This window comes from Arthrobacter sp. 35W, from assembly GCF_000482545.1.
Taxonomy (GTDB): Bacteria; Actinomycetota; Actinomycetes; order Actinomycetales; family Micrococcaceae; genus Specibacter.
This window is the reverse complement of the sequence record NZ_KI519454.1, coordinates 644,592-660,578: the sequence shown is the minus strand read 5'-3', so window position 1 is coordinate 660,578 and position 15,987 is coordinate 644,592. Positions and strand designations below refer to the sequence as shown.

Here is a 15,987-nt window from a genome sequence, read left to right as displayed (position 1 = left end):
CCTAGATCTCCATCCCAAAGTGTTCGCTGAAACGTACGTCGCCCTCGATCATGTCGCGCATGTCGCCCACCTCGTTGCGGAACATGAGGGTGCGCTCGATGCCCATGCCGAAGGCGAATCCTGAATATTCGTCCGGGTCGATGCCGGCGGCGCGGAGCACGTTCGGGTTGACCATGCCGCAGCCTCCCCACTCGATCCACTGCGGGCCGCCCTTGGCGCCGGGGTGCCAGATGTCCAGCTCGGCGGAGGGCTCCGTGAACGGGAAGTAGTTCGGGCGCAGGCGGATGCTGGCCTCGTCCCCGAACATCTGCCGGGCGAAGTGCTCCAGCGTGCCGCGCAGATCCGCCATGGACAGGCCCTTGTCGATGGCCAGGCCCTCGAACTGGTGGAACACCGGGGTGTGCGTGGCGTCCAGTTCATCGGTGCGGAACACCTTGCCGGGGCACAGCACGTAGATGGGCAGCTCGCGCTCCAGCATGGAACGGACCTGCACCGGGGAGGTGTGCGTGCGCATCAGCAGGTGGGCCTCGGGGGGCTCCACAAAGAAGGTGTCCTGCATTTCGCGGGCCGGGTGGTCCGGCTTGAAGTTCAGGGCGTCAAAGTTGAACCACTCGGATTCCAGCTCCGGGCCCTCGGCGATTTCCCAGCCCATGCCCACAAAGATGTCGCTCACGCGCTCCTGCAGGGTGGACAGCGGGTGCCGGGCTCCGGCGCGGCGGCGGCGCGGGGCTGCCGTGACGTCCACAGTCTCTTCGATCAGGATGCGCGCGGCATCCTCGGCCTCGAGGGCCTCGGTGCGGACGGCGAGCGCCTTGTTCACGCGTCCACGGGCTGCACCCATGAGCTTGCCTGCGGTGGCCTTCTGGTCCTTGGCGAGGTCGCGGATCCCGGCATTAGCCAGGCTCAGCGCGGACTTCTCTCCCGTGTGGGCCAGGCGGGCTGCCTTGAGTTCGTCAAGGGTGGAGGCGGCGTCAATGGCTGCGAGCGCGGCGTCGACGGCAGCGTTGATGGCGGCCTCGTCCAGCGGGTCGGGAGCGGTGGTCGCTTCGGTGGCGGATTCCGGCTCGGCGGCCGCGTTCTGGTGATTGTCAGACATCTACAGTGTTTACCTATGCTCGTTCCGACGGCTACAGCGGGGTCTGTCCTCCCGCCCGGTCCATTCTAGTTGAACCGGCCCGGGCGCCCGAACTGGGGCGCTGGTATCCTCGGCTCATCGGAGCCGTTGCTCCGCCGGCTCCGGAGGGAGGATGGGATGGGCGTGTCGGTTCGCTTGAACGACGACGTGGAGGCCACGCACGACGGCGCCCGCCTGCCCGCGCCGCGCCGGGGCCGCTCCCCGCGCCACTCCCCCCGGTTTGGTTCTGCTCTTCCTGCCACAGTCCTTGCGGTGCTGGCCGCGGCCTCGCTGGCCGGCTGCCAGGTGCTGCCTTGGGGCACAGACCACTACCGTCCGCCCGCCGCCCCGCTCCTGGACAACGTGGACTGCGTGGCCTCCGCCCGATACCTGCCACGGCCCGAAAACTTCACACCTCCCCCGAGGCCGGTGGCCGGGAGCATCCCGGATGGCTTTGTGCCGGCGATGGTAGTGCGGTGCTCCATGTCCTTTGGACTGGACGAAGGTGAAGCAGGCCAGTGGTCGGTCATCATCGAGGACCGGATGTCCGGTGACCTCGCACCGTTGGTGGCGGCGCTGGGCGAATTCAGTGACAAGGCCAACTACGACATCGCTTGTACGGCGGATATGGAAATAGTCCCCGACCTGTGGCTCGTCGACGGCGGCGGGCGGGCCATGCTCGCCGCCTGGCCTACCACCGTCTGCGGCAAGACAAAGCCTGGCGTGGGCAAGGCGTTGGCGGGGCTGCAGGTGGCCGAATCCACCAGGCACCGCATACCCCTGCCGGAACCCGCACCTGAGCCAGCGCCCCTGCGCTCGGCGGGCCCGTCGGATCTGCCGCTGTACCTGCCGTCGGAGCCGCCATCAAATTTGCCCGGGCAGATTGCCGTACCAGGAAAGCCGTCGGAGCCGCCATCAAATTTGCCCGGGCAGATTGCCGTACCAGGAAAGCCGTCGGAGCCGTGAGGAGCCCAGTGGCAGAATCCAGCAAGGAAGGCATGTCCAGGGCCAAGTGGCTGCGCCAGGTGGCGAACCTGCTCAACCTCTCCACGCCCCTTGGCCTGCTGCTGGCCGCGCTCTCCCGCACTCCCGTGGAGCGGGGCCCGGACGGTCTGCTGCTGGGCACCGGCTACCGTCCCCGACTGCCGTTGGCCGGCGCGTTCACCGTGGGCAACGTCATCTTCTACCGGGCGGACCGGACGTTCATCGATTCCCGCCCCACACTGCTGGCGCATGAGGCGGTGCACAGCACCCAGTACGCCCTGTGCCTGGGGCTGCCATTCCTGCCGCTGTACGGATTCTGCGCCGTGTACTCGCTCTGGCGCACCGGGGATCCGGGCAGCCGGAACCTCTTTGAACGCGGAGCCGGGCTGGCGGCCGGCGGCTACCGCGAGCTGCCCACCAAGGCCAGGTTCCGCCGCCGTCCGTCCATCCCACCCACCGAAGGAGCTCTCTAGCCATGCAGACCAGCCACCACCACCCGGACAGCATCACCGTCACCGGACACGGAAGCACCCGCCGGGCCCCTGACACCCTCAGCCTCAACATCGGCGTCGAATCACGCCGCAGTACAGTGCAGCAGGCCTACGCGGCCGCCGGGGAGTCGATGTCCGCCGTGCTGCGCCGGCTCGGCGGGCTGGGGGTTTCAGGGGCCAAAATGGCCACCTCGGCCCTGAATATCCGCGCCGAGTCCACGTGGAAGGACGGCGTGGGCAACATTGTCACGGGCTATGTGGGCAGTGGCACGGTGGCCGTCACCTTGGACTTTGCCGACGGCGTGGAGGAGCTCATTGCCGCCGCAGTGGAGGCCGGCGGTGACGATCTGCGCCTGAACGGCCTCAGCGCAACGGTGATGGACCCGTCCCAGGCGGCCGAGGAGGCCCGGATGCTGGCCTGGACCGACGCCCTGGGCAAGGCGAGCCAACTGGCGGAACTCGCCGGCCGGAGGCTGGGCGTGGTGCGCGGCATCACCGAGGGCGCACCGAACGGAAATGGACACCCGGTCCCCCTGGCCCGCATGGCCATGGCCTCCCCCATGCCCATTGAAGCCAGTGAAAGCAGCATCGACGCCGCCCTCACCGTCACCTGGGCCTTGGATGGGCCCGCCTAGCGCAGCGTCCGGCACTGCCGAGTCGGCACGGTCGAAAGATTAGGTTAGTCTAACCTTAGTAAATCTCCGACCACGCCCCTTGCCGCCCGCCCAGGCAGGCGCCGGGAGCCGCTTCGAGAAGGGTGGACCCATGCAGGCCATTCTGTTCCCCACCGACCGCAACGACCGCCACTTGTACGGCCTGGCCAGCTATCTGTGGATTGGCGACGGCCTGTACCCGACGGTGCACAACCGCCGCGACACCCCCGGCGTCCCGGCCTACGACATCGACGGACAGTGGGTGTACCCCTCGCGCTACAACATGTCCGTGCACGGCCAGCTGCCCGTGTATTTCCTGGACCACGACCGCCTTGTGTCAACCGGCCACGGCGAGGAGCCGGCGGGGCTGCCGTTCTTCGACGTCAAGTGCATGTGCATGCCGCAGTTGACGGAGTAGGCGCACCCAGATCCGCGATTCGACCACAGACGCCTGCGCCGGACATGGCAACGGACGGCTCCGCGGCCGGCTCGTCCCAGCCGCGGAGCCGTCCGGATCAAGCTCTAGCGGTGCGCGTAGGTGAGGCAGTCGGCATTGTCCGCGCCGGGTCCCACATGGACCTCTGTGGCGTTGCACATCAGGTGGTCGTTGTGGGAGCACTCGGAGCGCTGGCAGGCACCGACACCGGCCAAGACCTTGGGCAGGCCACCATGCGTGCCGGTGTCAATGAACGTGGCGCACGACGCGTGGTCCGAGCTGCCACCGACGGTGATGGCGGCGGCCCCGCAGTGCGAGTGGTCGTTGAAGGAACAATTGGAAACGCTGCAGTCTGCGACATGCGTAGTCATCGTAAATATCCTCCAGGATCCGGCCGCCCCGACCGGGCAGCTTTGGTTCCACCGTAGGCCTGTTGCTGGCCATAAAAAAGCACGAAATTCTGTGACGTATTTAGCTACCGGAGCAAGGGGTGCGGCAGGTATTCCCGAAAGGGGCCTTGACGGACTTTTAGAATATATGTTCGAATGACTCCATGCGGTGGAGTGGGCAGGAACTAGGCAGGGACACGAACGACGGCGCCCTGCCACCGCCGGGAGGGGAAGGCCCGGCGGCCCAGTTGCCGCTGCTCCCCCTGTTGGGGTTGGTGCGCAGTGTGACGACGCCGGATTTTGCCGGCATCACATTCCACGAGGTGGCTGCCAAGAGTGCATTGAACAAGGTGCCCAGCACGTCCACCATGCCTTTCGAGTGGACCATCAACCCCTACAGGGGCTGCTCCCATGCCTGCGTCTACTGCTTTGCCCGCAAGAGCCACACCTATCTGGACCTCGACGCCGGAGCGGATTTCGATTCCCAGCTGGTGGTGAAGGTCAATGTGGCGGAGGTCCTGCGCCGTGAACTGGCCAAACCCTCCTGGCGCCGGCACCACGTGGCTTTGGGCACCAACACCGATCCGTACCAGCGGGCCGAGGGGCGGTACAAGTTGATGCCCGGCATCATCTCGGCGCTGGCCGATTCCGGCACGCCGTTCTCCATCCTGACCAAGGGCACGCTGCTGGCCCGGGACATCCCTCTGCTGAGCGAGGCGGCTGCGGTGGTGCCGGTGGGCATGGGCATCTCCCTGGCCCTGACCGACGAGGCCCTGGCCTCCGCCGTCGAGCCCGGAACACCCTCCCCCAAGGCCCGGCTGTCGCTTATCGGCCGTCTGCGTGATGCCGGCCTGCCGTGCGGGGTGATGGCCATGCCCATCCTGCCCTGGCTGACCGACGGCGACGACGCCCTCGAATCGCTCTTCTCGTCGCTCTCGGCGGCCGGTGCCACGGGTGTCAGCGCCGGTGCCCTGTATCTGCGCCCTGGAACGCGGGAGTGGTTCATGGCCTGGCTGGCCCGCGGGCATCCCGCGCTAGTGGGCCGCTACCGGCGCCTCTACGGATCGGGGGCCTATGCCTCCAAGGAGTACCGGGCCTGGCTGTCGGGCCGGGTGGCCTTCTTCAAGAAGCGCCACGGCTTTGCCGGAACGGACGGATTCATCCACGACGCCCGCGAGGAGGAGGCCCAGTACCCGGACGGCGCCCTGCCCGGCTTCCGCGGCCCCACGGCCGGCCCCACTGCCCGCCCCGCGACCGCCGCGGCGGTGTCGGCCGACGTCCAGCCGGCCCTGTTCTAGAGGGGCGCGCGGCTGGTGGCTGGGCCAAGGCCGTCCGGGCATGGTCGTTGCAAGGTTGTCCGGCTAACACAGCGGGCCGGGACAGCATGTGCTGTCCCGGCCCGCCTATGCTTGGTCCGCGTGCTATCCGCTCTTGCGGCGGAATTCGCGCTTCTGCGATTCCGAGCCGTGCTGGTGGTTGATCTTGGCGCCTGTGGCTGCCTCCACCGTTGCATGGTGCTGGTGGCTCTTGCGGTCAAGTGCCTCGCGGAACTTTGCCTTCATTTCCTCGCTGGCCGTTGTATCAGCCGGTGCGGCGCTGTCTCCGTTGTGGTGCTTGTCAGACGACGTCATCTAAACCTCCTGGATCGTGCGTGAGCCTTCAGTCTGGCACAGGCGGCGGCCAATGCAACAGCGCTAGGATGTGGCGGCGCGCACGCCCGCGGCATCCAGAACGGCCTGGACTATCGGAAAGTCGGCCGGAATCCACGGCAGCTCGAACAGTTCCGCGGAGCCGTCCAGCGGCAGCCAGCGCAGCTCGTCGTGGTCCTCCAAAGGTTCCGGGTCTCCGTCGGACACCTCTGCCAGCCAGACGCGCATGGCCGCAGCCTGGTTCAGCGGCCAGCCGGCCGCCGTCGTGCCCGCCACCTCGGCACCGAGACGGACGGTGACACCCAGCTCCTCCCTGAGCTCCCGGTGCAGGGCCGCCTCCAGCTGCTCCCCCGCTTCCACCTTGCCGCCGGGGAACTCCCACAAGCCGGCCAGTGCCGGCGGCGCGGTGCGGCGTGCGGCCAGCAACAGGGTTGGATTTTGCAGGGAATCAACGATGGCCCCGCCAACGATTTGCTTCATCTCACTCACCTGGCCAGTTTAGGGCGAACTAGACTTGGACGGTGGACAGCGTTGTCTGCTACGAATCCACACCTGCCGCGACAGGCCCAAACGAGAGCGTTGAATGTCCGCGTCCCACACCCCGTTGTCCCCCCGCATGGTCACCTGGGCCATCATTTCCCTGGCCGTTGGCGGCTTTGGCATCGGCACCACCGAGTTCGCCATGATGGGCCTGCTGCCCAATATCGCCGACGGCGTCCAGGTCAGCATCCCCGAAGCCGGGCACCTGATCTCCGCCTACGCCCTGGGCGTGGTGGTGGGCGCCCCGCTGCTGGCCGCGTTGGCCGCCAAGCTGCCCCGGAAGCAGGTGGTCATTGGCCTCATGGTGCTGTTCACCCTGGGCAATCTGTCCTCCTATTTCGCCCCTGACTTCGGCACCATGCTCGTCACCCGCTTCATTTCCGGGCTGCCGCATGGCGCCTTCTTCGGTGTGGCCGCCGTCATCGCCGCCTCACTGGTGGCGCCCACCAAGCGAGGCCATGCCATCTCGATGGTGATGATGGGCCTGTCCATCGCGAATGTGGTGGGCGTACCGCTGGCCACCTTTGTGGGGCAGCAGTTCGGCTGGCGGCTCATGTTTGTTTTGGTCGCCGTCATTGGGCTCATCACGCTGGCCTGCATCGCGAAGTTCGTGCCGGCCCAAAAGGTGCATGCCGATGCCAGCATCCGCCGCGAGCTCAGCGCGCTGAAGCGGATCCAGGTCTGGCTGGCCCTGCTGATCGGCGTCGTCGGCTTTGGCGGGTTCTTTGCCGTCTACACCTACATTGCCAAAACCATGACCGACGTTGCCGGGTTCAATGAAAGCTTCCTGCCGTTCATCGTGGGCCTGTACGGCGTGGGCATGGTGGCCGGAAACTTCGTCGGCGGCCGGCTGGCGGACAAGTCGGTCATGGGCAGCATCTACGCCGTCATGGGGTTCATCGCCGTGGTGCTGGTCGTCTACGCCGCCACCGTCCACATCCAATGGATGGCCCTGCTGATGGTGTTCGTCGTCGGCGCTTCGGGGGCCATGCTGGTGCCGTCGCTGCAGACCCGGCTGCTGGATGTCTCCCCCGGCGCCGCCTCGCTGGCCTCCTCGCTGAACCACTCGGCGCTGAACATGGCCAACGCACTGGGCGCCTTCGTCGGCGGTCTCGTCATCGCGGCCGGCTGGGGCTATGTGGCCCCGGCCCTCGTTGGCGCCGTTCTGGCCGTGCTGGGCCTGGGCATCGCCGCCACCAGCGGACTGCTGGACCGCCGCCGCGCCCTTGACGCCGGACCGGCCGCGTAGCGCTTGCTGCGTGGACTGCAGAAGGCCTCCTCCCAATTGGGAGGAGGCCTTCTGCGTCGTTGGTTGGCGACTAGTGCGCACTGTCCGGTGCGGGCTCAGCGGGTGCTGCAGCCTTGGCGTCCGAATAGATGTCCGGCTCAAGGTAGATGACCTTGGCGATGGGCACCGCGGCCCGGATGCGCTGTTCGGCGGCGTCAATCACCTCGGCGATGTGGGCGCCGGTGTCGGCGCCATTGACGGCAATCTTGGCCGCCACGAGCAGTTCCTCCGGGCCCAGGTGCAGGGTCTTGAGATGGATGATGCGGCCAACGCCGGAGCCCACCAACGCCGCCTCGATGGCGGCGACGTCGTCCTTCGTGGCCGATTCACCCAGCAGCAGGGACTTTGTCTCCAGCGCCAGCACGACGGCGACAGCCACCAGCAGCAGGCCGATCATGGCCGTGCCCGCGGCATCCCACAGGCCGTTGCCGGTGATGATGGTCATCGAAACGCCGCCCAGGGCCAGCACCAGGCCAATCAGGGCAGCCAGGTCCTCCAGCAGCACCACGGGAAGCTCGGGGGCCTTGGCCGTGCGGACAAACTGCACCCACGTGCGCTTGCCCCGCGTGTGGTTCGATTCCTTGATGGCCGTGCGGAAGGAGTAGGACTCCAGAACGATGGCCCCCACCAGGACGGCCAGCGGAACCCAGGCCCACTGCGGGTCAATGCCGTGCGGATCGTGCCACTTCTCGTAGGCCTCGAACAGGGCGAACAGGCCACCGACGCTGAAGAGCACGATGGAGACGATGAAGGCGTAGATGTAGCGTTCGCGGCCATAGCCAAACGGGTGTTCCGGGCTGGCCTGGCGGCGGGCGCGTTTGCCACCGATCAAGAGCAGCAACTGGTTGCCCGAGTCCGCGACGGAGTGGATGGCCTCGGCCAGCATGGACGAGGACGCCGTCAACAGGAAGGCGAGAAACTTCAGCACAGCGATGGACAAATTCGCCGCGAGGGCGGCGATGATCGCCTTGCTTCCTCCGGATGCAGACACGTGTGTTCCCCTTTTGATCAATACCAACTACTGCCGGCAGTGCCGGTGGGATTCCCCCGGGGCACCACGCTACATGGCAGCGGCCCCGCTGCCCAACAACCCGTGACGACTTCCGCGAACTCGCACTTGGGGATAGTCCGACGGCGTGGGACTATCCCCAAGTGCCGGTTCGAGGGGTGGACATGGCCATTGCCAGTGACGCCCAGGTGGAATGCGGCAGCGATACTGGACGGATGCTGATTGTGAAGTCCTCCATCCTGTTCGTACTCGCGGCCATAGCCGAGATTGGCGGGGCATGGCTGATCTGGAAGGCCGTCCGGGACGGGAGCCCCTGGTGGTGGGCGGGGATGGGTGTGGTGGTTCTGGGTGCCTACGGCTTCATCGCCACGCTCCAGCCGGATGCGAACTTTGGCCGCATCCTCGCAGCCTACGGCGGAGTGTTCGTCGCCGGATCACTGGCGTGGGGCGTGGTGATGGACGGCTTCCGCCCTGACCGCTGGGACATCGCCGGCGCTGTGGTCTGCCTGGCCGGCGTCGCCATCATCATGTTCGCCCCGCGGTCAGCCTAAAGAACGCACAGGCGACGCCCCGCCGTCGTCCGCACCCCCGATTCCCCGCAGAAAAACCCGCGAAAGAGCACTTGGGGATAGTCCCGGCGCTCGGGACTATCCCCAAGTGCTCTTTCGCGGGGGTGTGGTGGTGGTGTGGGAAAGGCTAGCGGCGCTGGGCGCGGGCGCTGGCGTAGAGGCACACCGTGGCTGCGGTGCCAAGGTTCAGCGACTCCGCGGAGCCATAGACGGGCACGGCAACGCGGTGGTCCGCCAGTTCGAGTTCGGCGTCGGAGAGGCCCTGGGCCTCATTGCCGAACAGCCACGCCGTCGGCGCCTCCAGCGAATAGGCTGAGTCCGGCACCTCCTGGTCGAAGCTGCGGGCGGCGCTTTCGTCCTGCAGCAGGTCCAGGTTGAGGTGGCCGTAGCCATCTGCGGCGAGCACACCCAGCCCCGCGGCCTTGCACTGGGCCACGATGTCGGCGGCGTCCACGCCGATCACCACGGGCAGGTGGAAGAGCGAGCCGGCAGTGGAGCGCACGGCCTTGGAATTGTAGATGTCCACGCTGGAGGTGGTGAGCACGACGGCGTCTGCCCCGGCGGCGTCGGCGGCACGCAGGACGGTGCCCGCGTTGCCCGGATCCTGGACGCGGGCCAGCACGGCCACCAGCTTGGGCTTGGAGGCCAGCACGGCCTCAAAGGGAACGTCCACAAAGTTGCACACGGCCAGGATGCCCTGCGGGCTGACGGTGTCGGTCATGGCTTCCAGCACCATTTCGCTGGCCACGCGGATGTGCAGGCGGCTGGCGTGGTCGTGGGCCAATTCCAGCATTTCGGGATAGCGCTTCAGGCACTCCAAGGAAGCGTAGACCTCAGTGACAATGGGACTGCCACCGGCGGTCATCGACTCGCGATGGGCCAGCAGCGCCTCGCGCACGGCCTGGGGACCCTCGGCCAGGAACTGGCGGCGCTTTAAACGCACCGAGCGCCCGGCCAGCTTGGCAACATCCCTCACTCGATCTGCTCGAGGATTGGTCATTGCATCTACTGGCGGGCGCCCGGTTTCGTTCATATTTGGACTGTAGCAGTCCGGTGCACGCTAGCAGGAAATCAGATTCCCTGCCGCCTGCCGCACTATGCCTGAAAGGCAGTAATGCTACTTGGCCGCCGGAGCGGACGTGTCAGCCGGCAGTGCAGCTTTGGCCAGCTTGACCAGACCTGCGAAGGCAGTGGCGTCGTTGACGGCCAGGTCTGCCAGCATGCGGCGGTCAACCTCGATCTCAGCGGCCTTCAGGCCCTGGATCAGACGGTTGTAGGTCAGGCCGTTGGCGCGGGATGCAGCGTTGATGCGCTGGATCCACAGGCGACGGAAGTCACCCTTGCGCTTGCGGCGGTCGCCGTAGCTGTAGACGAACGAGTGGAGCAGCTGCTCCTTGGCCTTGCGGTACAGGCGCGAACGCTGACCGCGGTAACCCTTTGCGCGCTCAAGAATAACCCGACGCTTCTTGTGGGCGTTTACCGCCCGCTTCACACGTGCCACGTGCGTACTCCTTCAAGTTCATATCCCAAGCCATGCATGCCTGAGAAGGCTTTAGTTGGTTGCTGCCACCATGTTGGCGGCGCATCCGAATGACTGGGAAATTAGATGCCGAGCATCTTGCGGATGTTGCGTGCATCCGCGGGAGCGACAATCTTGTCACCGGCAAGGCGACGCGTCAGGCGCGAGGACTTGTGCTCCAGGTAGTGGCGGCGGTTGGCCTGCTGGCGGCGCAGCTTGCCGGTACCGGTCAGCTTGAAGCGCTTCTTTGCTCCACTGTGTGTCTTCATTTTCGGCATGAGGACCTGTCTCCTTACGTATCCACCGGCGCTGCCTGTGGTTCTGGGTGCAGCGACCGGTGAGGTCACTGGCGGGGGTACTTCACGGCCAGGAGGGCGGATGCCCTACTCGGCTGAGTCTTTCTTCACCCGCACTGCGGGCTTGGGGGCTGCAGCCGGCTTGGCGGCGGGCTTTGCCATCGGCTTCGGCATGGGCACCGGCTTCGGTGCTGCCATCGGCTTCGGGGCCGCTGCAGGCGTGGCTGCCACCGGCTTGGCCGGAGCCGCAGCCTTGGGTGCAACGGGGGCCTTGACGACGGCGGGCCGTGCGGCAGCCGGAGCCTTGGCCACAACGGGCTTGGACTCGGCGGCCTTCTTGACCGGAGCCTTGGGGGCCTCGGCCTTGGGCGCCTCGACAACCGGAGCTGCCTGGACAACGACGGCGGGCTCGGCGGCCGGGGCTGCCTCCACCACTGCGGCTTCGACAACCGGTGCGGCCTCGACTGCTGCTTCAACCTCAACCTCGGGGGCCGCGGTGGGCTCCGTGAGGCTCAGGCCTGCGGGCAGCAGGTCGGCCAGCGACTGGGTCATCGGGGCCTTGTTGTCGCGGTCAACGTCGACGCGGGCCTTGCCTGCGGCAACTGCCTCGTTCTCGGCCTTGGCGTCTGCACGCTGCTGTGCGCGGCGGGCTTCAGCCTTGGCTTCAGCCTTGTTCTTCAGCGGACCGATCACCATGACCATGTTGCGGCCGTCGATGCGCGGGCTGGACTCGATGGCGCCAACCTCGGCAACGTCTTCTGCAAACTTCTGCAGCAGGCGGATGCCCATTTCGGGGCGCTGCTGCTCACGGCCACGGAACTGGATCATGGCCTTGACCTTGTCACCGGCACCGAGGAAGCGCAGGGCGTGGCCCGTCTTCGTCTCGTAGTCGTGCTTGTCAATCTTGAGGCGGAAGCGGATTTCCTTCAGAACCGTGTTCGTCTGGTTCTTCCGGGCCTCACGGGCCTTGACGGCGGCTTCGTACTTGTACTTGCCGAAGTCCATCAGTTTGCACACCGGCGGCTTGGCCAGCGGTGCTACCTCAACAAGATCCAGGTCCGACTCGGCGGCCAGACGCAGAGCATCCTCAATACGGACGATCCCAACCTGTTCACCTGCCGGTCCTACCAGCCGCACCTCGGGGACGCGGATGCGATCGTTGATTCGTGGCTCGCTAATGTGTAGCTCCTGTAGCTATTGATCCAAGGTTGCCACCAGCAAAAGAAGAAGGCCTCCGACTGCTGGTGCAATCGAAGGCCTCTGAGGATCGGTCAGGCCCATCCGCGGGGGGATGCGCCGCGGCACGCCCCGAAGGGATGCCGCCCGACCTGGTACCCGCCCAACTCCGTTGAATCCGGGCTGACGGGTGGGAGAGAACTCCGCTTGCAAACTGAACGCCGCCTCCGTGTGTCATCCGGCACATGGTGCCTGTTGAACACAGGAAAATAACGACATTCAGTCGGTCTGTGACAAGCTTAGCAGTATGAGTACCGCAGAGAACAATCCAGCCGCCACCGCCTCCCGCCACAGCTTCGAGGAAGCTGCCGCAGAGCAGGAATCCGAGTCGGCACAGACCGCCTCCGCGATGCGCGACATCGCCGAAGTGCCGGCCGTTGAGGTCATCACGACGGCGGCCGTCCACCTGATGAGCGCCGCAGCCGTGAAGTGCGGCCTGGCCCACGGCCCCGACGCCGAGGAGCTGAAGGATCTGGATGAGGCCCGCAAGCTGATCACCGCCCTGGCCGGCTTCGTCACCGCCGCGGCCCCGGAGATCGGCAGCCAGCACGCCGCACCGCTGCGCGATGGCCTGCGCTCCCTGCAGCTCGCCTTCCGCGAAGCCTCCGAATTCCCCGACGCTCCGGGCAAGGGCCCGGGCGAGAAATTCACCGGAGCCGTGAACTAGCTCAATCGAACCACTGCAGCAACACAAAAGGCCGCGGCTCCAGCCCACCATCGGTGGGCTGGAGCCGCGGCCTTTGCCGTGGGCGGATGCTTTAGGCCACGGGCACTTCCGCGGCCCGGCGCCGGATGCCCTTGAGCACCAGCCCCACGATGGCGAGCACAGTGGCCAGCGCGCCGATGAAGGTGAACCCGGCCCAGGGGCCGATGCTGTCGATCATGAACCCGGCCAGCGGCGAGCCCGCCGCACTGCCGAGGGTCATGGCCGAGCCGTACCAGCCCATGGCCTCGCCGCGGCGCTTTTCCTCCACGAGGGCGGCCACCTGCTCGGCGCTGGACGTCAGCACCGGGGCGCAGAGCAGACCGGGGGCGATGGACAACAGGCCCAGCGTCCAGGCATCGGTGGCGAATCCCATCGGAATGGTCAGCAGGGCCATGGCCGCGAGCAGAATCAGCGGCGACACCGGCCGGTGCAGTGCACCGTAGATGATGCCACCCAGCACGGAGGCACCGCACCAGAAGACAAAGACCAGCCCGATGTCGTCGATCCGTTCGTGCAGGTTCAACAGCGCCACCATGCCCACATTGGTGCCCGAGAGGACCAGGCCGGCGCCCACGGAGGCGCCCAGCACGGCCAGCACGGCCACGGTGACCCAGCCAAAGTTGCTGCGGGCCTTGTGGACCACGCGGCCCAGGTAGGACCCGGATGCCGAGGATTGGCCGGCCATGGCTTCCACGGGGGCCAGCTCTTCATAGGAGTCGACCTCTCTGGCCGTTCCGCCGTCGGCGTCACCCCACGCAGACGACTCGTCCTGCGGGACGGCGCCGGGCTGGCCCGTCCGGGTGGGCGGGTTGAACCACATCAGGGCCACCCCGGCCAGCGCCGAAGCGGCACCCACCAGGATCAGGCCAGCACGGGTGTCGATGGAGGTGGCCAGCAGGACGCCGGCGGCCGGGCCAATCATGAAGGTGATCTCGGCGCCGATGGAATCCAGCGAGTAGGCCACTCGGCGGTCCTTGGTGGCGACCATCACGCCCAGGGCCTGGCGGACCACGGAGAAGATCGGCACGGCAAAGGCACCGCCCACCGCGGCGGCCAGCAGCAGCAGCTGGTAGTTCAGGAATGGCGCGGCACTCCACACCACCACCTCGGCAATCACCGAGGGGATGAGGGCACGGCGCAGGCCGACAACGTCCACCTGGCGGCCGCGCCACGGCGCACCCAGGGCCATGCCCACGGTGACGGCAGCTGCCACGCCGCCGGCGGCACCGTAGCCAAGGTCCATGGTGTTGACCACATGCAGGGTCAGCACCACACCGGCCGCAGCATGCGGGATGCGGGCCACCATGGCGACCAGGATCAGCCGCAGCACCGGCCATTGCCCAAGGACTTCCCTGTAGCGGGAAAAATTCACAACGCTCTTCTCTCTGCACCGCATCCCGTGCGGCCCAAAGGGAAGGCGCCGCTACGGCTTCAGGTGCTGCGGGGTGGTGGCCGGCTCGGAGGCCGTGAGACGGATCTGGATCGAGTCCACACGCTGGGCAAAGCCATCGTTGGTGGACCAATGGCCCTGCAACCGCTCCAGCAGATGCTGCACGGCCGCCTGGTCCAGGCCCGGCGCCAGCGTCAAGTCAACCACCAGCTCGGGCCCGGCACCCCCGCCTTGGACGGCGGTGCCATTGGGATCCATAACATTGTCCCAGATGGTTTGTATTCCCGTCGAGGCGGTGCCCGCAATGCTTAGCAGCGCCGGATCCCCCACCAGCTCCTTGGACTGCGCCAGGGCGGCGGCCACCTCGGGATCGGCGTAGCTGGGGACCCACTCCTGCTGCTGGGCCAGTGCCCAGACAGCCGGGCGGCGCAGCACAAAGGGACGGGCCGATCCCGGATCCAGAACCACCAGGTCCGCCTGTTCGGACACCGCGGACAACGCGGCGCGCGCCGCATAGACGGCAACCGGCCGCGCCTCTGCGTGCCAGTCGGACAGCGCCTGGGCGGAGGAGAACACCGGAAGCGTGGTGCGCCCATCGGGTGCCTGCAGCGTCACCAGGGCCATGTCGGATTCCTTGTCCGAGGCCAGGCCGTCGGGCCCCACCACGGCTTCGGCCAGCTGGGCGACGATCGGCACAAAGACCCGGGCCTGGGCCAGGGCGGCGACGACGCCGGCCTCCGTGCCAGTCCCGGCGGCGAGGGCGTCCAGAGCCGCCGCGTAGGCGGGGTCCTGGCTGCCGTCGTCGTCGTCGAAGTTGTGGTAGCTCTCCCCCGCGGGCAGATTCCGGCCTGCCCAGGGCTGGCCGGCGGAGTCGGTGGACCCGCCGGCACCGGCCAGGGCTGCCGCAATGTGTCCGGGAAGTTCCCGCGAGGGGTGCTCGTGTGCCACGTTGTTAGCGGCGTCCGGCCACGTCAAGGGCCTCGGGCAGCGTGAACTTGCCCGCGTAGAGGGCCTTGCCCACGATGGCGCCTTCGACGCCGGCCGGAACCAGCTCGCGCAGCACGCGCAGGTCCTCGAGGCTGGAGATGCCGCCGGAGGCGACGACGGGCTTGGAGGTCCGCTCGCACATTTCGCGCAGCAGCTCAACGTTCGGTCCGCGCAGGGTGCCGTCCTTGGTGACGTCGGTGACCACGTAGCGGGCGCAGCCGGCGTCCTCCAAACGGGCCAGCACCTCCCAGAGGTCCCCGCCGTCCTTCGTCCAGCCGCGGGCGGCCAGCGTGGTGCCGCGCACGTCCAGGCCGACGGCGATCTTGTCGCCAAAGCGCGCGATGGCGCGGGCGGTCCACTCGGGGTTCTCCAGCGCTGCCGTGCCGAGGTTGACGCGCGAGGCGCCCAGCTCCAGGGCGGCTTCGAGCGAGGCATCGTCGCGGATGCCGCCGGAGAGCTCCACCTTGATGTTCAGGGCGGCCACAACCTCGCGCAGCAGCGGCGCATTGGTGCCGCGGCCAAAGGCGGCGTCCAGGTCCACCAGGTGGACCCACTCGGCGCCGTCGTTCTGCCAGGCCATGGCAGCATCCAGCGGCGAGCCGTAGCCGGTCTCGCTGCCGGCCTCACCCTGCACCAGGCGTACGGCCTGGCCATCAACCACGTCGACGGCGGGCAGGAGTTCCAGAATGGGGGCGTTGGTGCTGGTCATGATGTCCTTTGGCGGTTCGTTT

At 67.3% G+C, this 15,987-nt stretch carries 20 protein-coding genes; 8 read left to right on the top strand and 12 right to left on the bottom strand.

Annotated features, from left to right (window positions below; genetic code table 11):
• Position 1 precedes the first annotated feature (1 nt).
• A complete protein-coding gene (gene pheS, locus K254_RS0102835) occupies positions 2 to 1,096 on the bottom strand; it encodes a phenylalanine--tRNA ligase subunit alpha (RefSeq protein WP_026554111.1) in 1,095 nt (364 codons plus the stop codon).
• A gap of 162 nt (positions 1,097 to 1,258) precedes the next feature.
• Here pheS and K254_RS0102830 point away from each other — a divergent pair, with 162 nt between their 5' ends.
• The 4 genes from K254_RS0102830 (at position 1,259) to K254_RS0102815 (ending at position 3,660) form a co-directional block, all read left to right on the top strand.
• Positions 1,259 to 2,080 (top strand): hypothetical protein, encoded by an 822-nt coding sequence (locus tag K254_RS0102830; protein ID WP_155848433.1) that lies wholly within the window; start codon positions 1,259 to 1,261, stop codon positions 2,078 to 2,080.
• A gap of 8 nt (positions 2,081 to 2,088) precedes the next feature.
• On the top strand, positions 2,089 to 2,571 hold the full coding sequence (locus K254_RS0102825; RefSeq protein WP_331271223.1) for a hypothetical protein: 483 nt from the start codon (positions 2,089 to 2,091) through the stop codon (positions 2,569 to 2,571).
• Between the two features lie 2 nt (positions 2,572 to 2,573).
• Positions 2,574 to 3,224, top strand: coding sequence for an SIMPL domain-containing protein (locus K254_RS0102820; RefSeq protein WP_026554108.1), 651 nt, complete (start codon positions 2,574 to 2,576; stop codon positions 3,222 to 3,224).
• 130 nt (positions 3,225 to 3,354) lie between these two features.
• Positions 3,355 to 3,660: a hypothetical protein gene (locus K254_RS0102815; protein WP_026554107.1), complete on the top strand. Its 306-nt coding sequence runs from the start codon at positions 3,355 to 3,357 to the stop codon at positions 3,658 to 3,660.
• 104 nt (positions 3,661 to 3,764) lie between these two features.
• Here the strand turns inward: K254_RS0102815 and K254_RS0102810 are convergent, their stop codons facing one another.
• Positions 3,765 to 4,049 (bottom strand): DUF1540 domain-containing protein, encoded by a 285-nt coding sequence (locus K254_RS0102810; protein WP_026554106.1) that lies wholly within the window; start codon positions 4,047 to 4,049, stop codon positions 3,765 to 3,767.
• A gap of 182 nt (positions 4,050 to 4,231) precedes the next feature.
• On the opposite strand from K254_RS0102810, the gene K254_RS0102805 reads away from it, so the two are divergent.
• Entirely contained in the window at positions 4,232 to 5,365 is a 1,134-nt protein-coding gene (locus K254_RS0102805; protein WP_026554105.1) for an Rv2578c family radical SAM protein, read from the top strand.
• Positions 5,366 to 5,488: 123 nt separating this feature from the next.
• On the opposite strand, the gene K254_RS0102800 is transcribed toward K254_RS0102805, so the two are convergent.
• Together K254_RS0102800 and K254_RS0102795 are read right to left on the bottom strand one after the other, a co-directional pair.
• Positions 5,489 to 5,698 (bottom strand): DUF5302 domain-containing protein, encoded by a 210-nt coding sequence (locus K254_RS0102800; RefSeq protein WP_026554104.1) that lies wholly within the window; start codon positions 5,696 to 5,698, stop codon positions 5,489 to 5,491.
• A 63-nt stretch (positions 5,699 to 5,761) separates the two neighbouring features.
• A complete protein-coding gene (locus tag K254_RS0102795; protein WP_196810920.1) occupies positions 5,762 to 6,196 on the bottom strand; it encodes a (deoxy)nucleoside triphosphate pyrophosphohydrolase in 435 nt (144 codons plus the stop codon).
• Positions 6,197 to 6,299: 103 nt separating this feature from the next.
• Here K254_RS0102795 and K254_RS0102790 point away from each other — a divergent pair, with 103 nt between their 5' ends.
• On the top strand, positions 6,300 to 7,505 hold the full coding sequence (locus K254_RS0102790) for an MFS transporter (protein ID WP_026554102.1): 1,206 nt from the start codon (positions 6,300 to 6,302) through the stop codon (positions 7,503 to 7,505).
• A gap of 70 nt (positions 7,506 to 7,575) precedes the next feature.
• Here the strand turns inward: K254_RS0102790 and K254_RS0102785 are convergent, their stop codons facing one another.
• On the bottom strand, positions 7,576 to 8,535 hold the full coding sequence (locus tag K254_RS0102785) for a cation diffusion facilitator family transporter (protein WP_026554101.1): 960 nt from the start codon (positions 8,533 to 8,535) through the stop codon (positions 7,576 to 7,578).
• Positions 8,536 to 8,768: 233 nt separating this feature from the next.
• Between K254_RS0102785 and K254_RS0102780 the strand changes: the two genes are divergently transcribed.
• A complete protein-coding gene (locus tag K254_RS0102780) occupies positions 8,769 to 9,104 on the top strand; it encodes a YnfA family protein (RefSeq protein ID WP_026554100.1) in 336 nt (111 codons plus the stop codon).
• A gap of 145 nt (positions 9,105 to 9,249) precedes the next feature.
• Here the strand turns inward: K254_RS0102780 and K254_RS0102775 are convergent, their stop codons facing one another.
• The 4 genes from K254_RS0102775 to infC form a co-directional block, all read right to left on the bottom strand.
• Positions 9,250 to 10,155, bottom strand: coding sequence for a TrmH family RNA methyltransferase (locus K254_RS0102775; RefSeq protein ID WP_026554099.1), 906 nt, complete (start codon positions 10,153 to 10,155; stop codon positions 9,250 to 9,252).
• 84 nt (positions 10,156 to 10,239) lie between these two features.
• Positions 10,240 to 10,623 (bottom strand): 50S ribosomal protein L20, encoded by a 384-nt coding sequence (gene rplT / locus K254_RS0102770; protein ID WP_026554098.1) that lies wholly within the window; start codon positions 10,621 to 10,623, stop codon positions 10,240 to 10,242.
• Positions 10,624 to 10,724: 101 nt separating this feature from the next.
• Complete coding sequence (gene rpmI / locus K254_RS0102765; protein WP_026554097.1) at positions 10,725 to 10,919, bottom strand: 50S ribosomal protein L35; 195 nt, start codon at positions 10,917 to 10,919, stop codon at positions 10,725 to 10,727.
• Positions 10,920 to 11,024: 105 nt separating this feature from the next.
• Positions 11,025 to 12,074 (bottom strand): translation initiation factor IF-3, encoded by a 1,050-nt coding sequence (gene infC, locus K254_RS0102760; protein WP_026554096.1) that lies wholly within the window; start codon positions 12,072 to 12,074, stop codon positions 11,025 to 11,027.
• 448 nt (positions 12,075 to 12,522) lie between these two features.
• Here infC and K254_RS0102755 point away from each other — a divergent pair, with 448 nt between their 5' ends.
• Positions 12,523 to 12,840 carry a DUF1844 domain-containing protein gene (locus K254_RS0102755; protein WP_442853050.1) on the top strand — a complete coding sequence of 106 codons (318 nt, stop codon included), beginning with the start codon at positions 12,523 to 12,525 and terminating at the stop codon, positions 12,838 to 12,840.
• 91 nt (positions 12,841 to 12,931) lie between these two features.
• On the opposite strand, the gene K254_RS0102750 is transcribed toward K254_RS0102755, so the two are convergent.
• From K254_RS0102750 to priA, 3 genes are read right to left on the bottom strand one after another with little or no spacing between them, the layout of a single operon-like run.
• Entirely contained in the window at positions 12,932 to 14,251 is a 1,320-nt protein-coding gene (locus K254_RS0102750; RefSeq protein WP_026554094.1) for an MFS transporter, read from the bottom strand.
• Between the two features lie 51 nt (positions 14,252 to 14,302).
• On the bottom strand, positions 14,303 to 15,217 hold the full coding sequence (locus K254_RS0102745; protein WP_026554093.1) for an SseB family protein: 915 nt from the start codon (positions 15,215 to 15,217) through the stop codon (positions 14,303 to 14,305).
• A 4-nt stretch (positions 15,218 to 15,221) separates the two neighbouring features.
• Positions 15,222 to 15,965, bottom strand: coding sequence for a bifunctional 1-(5-phosphoribosyl)-5-((5-phosphoribosylamino)methylideneamino)imidazole-4-carboxamide isomerase/phosphoribosylanthranilate isomerase PriA (gene priA / locus K254_RS0102740; protein ID WP_026554092.1), 744 nt, complete (start codon positions 15,963 to 15,965; stop codon positions 15,222 to 15,224).
• Positions 15,966 to 15,987: the final 22 nt, after the last annotated feature.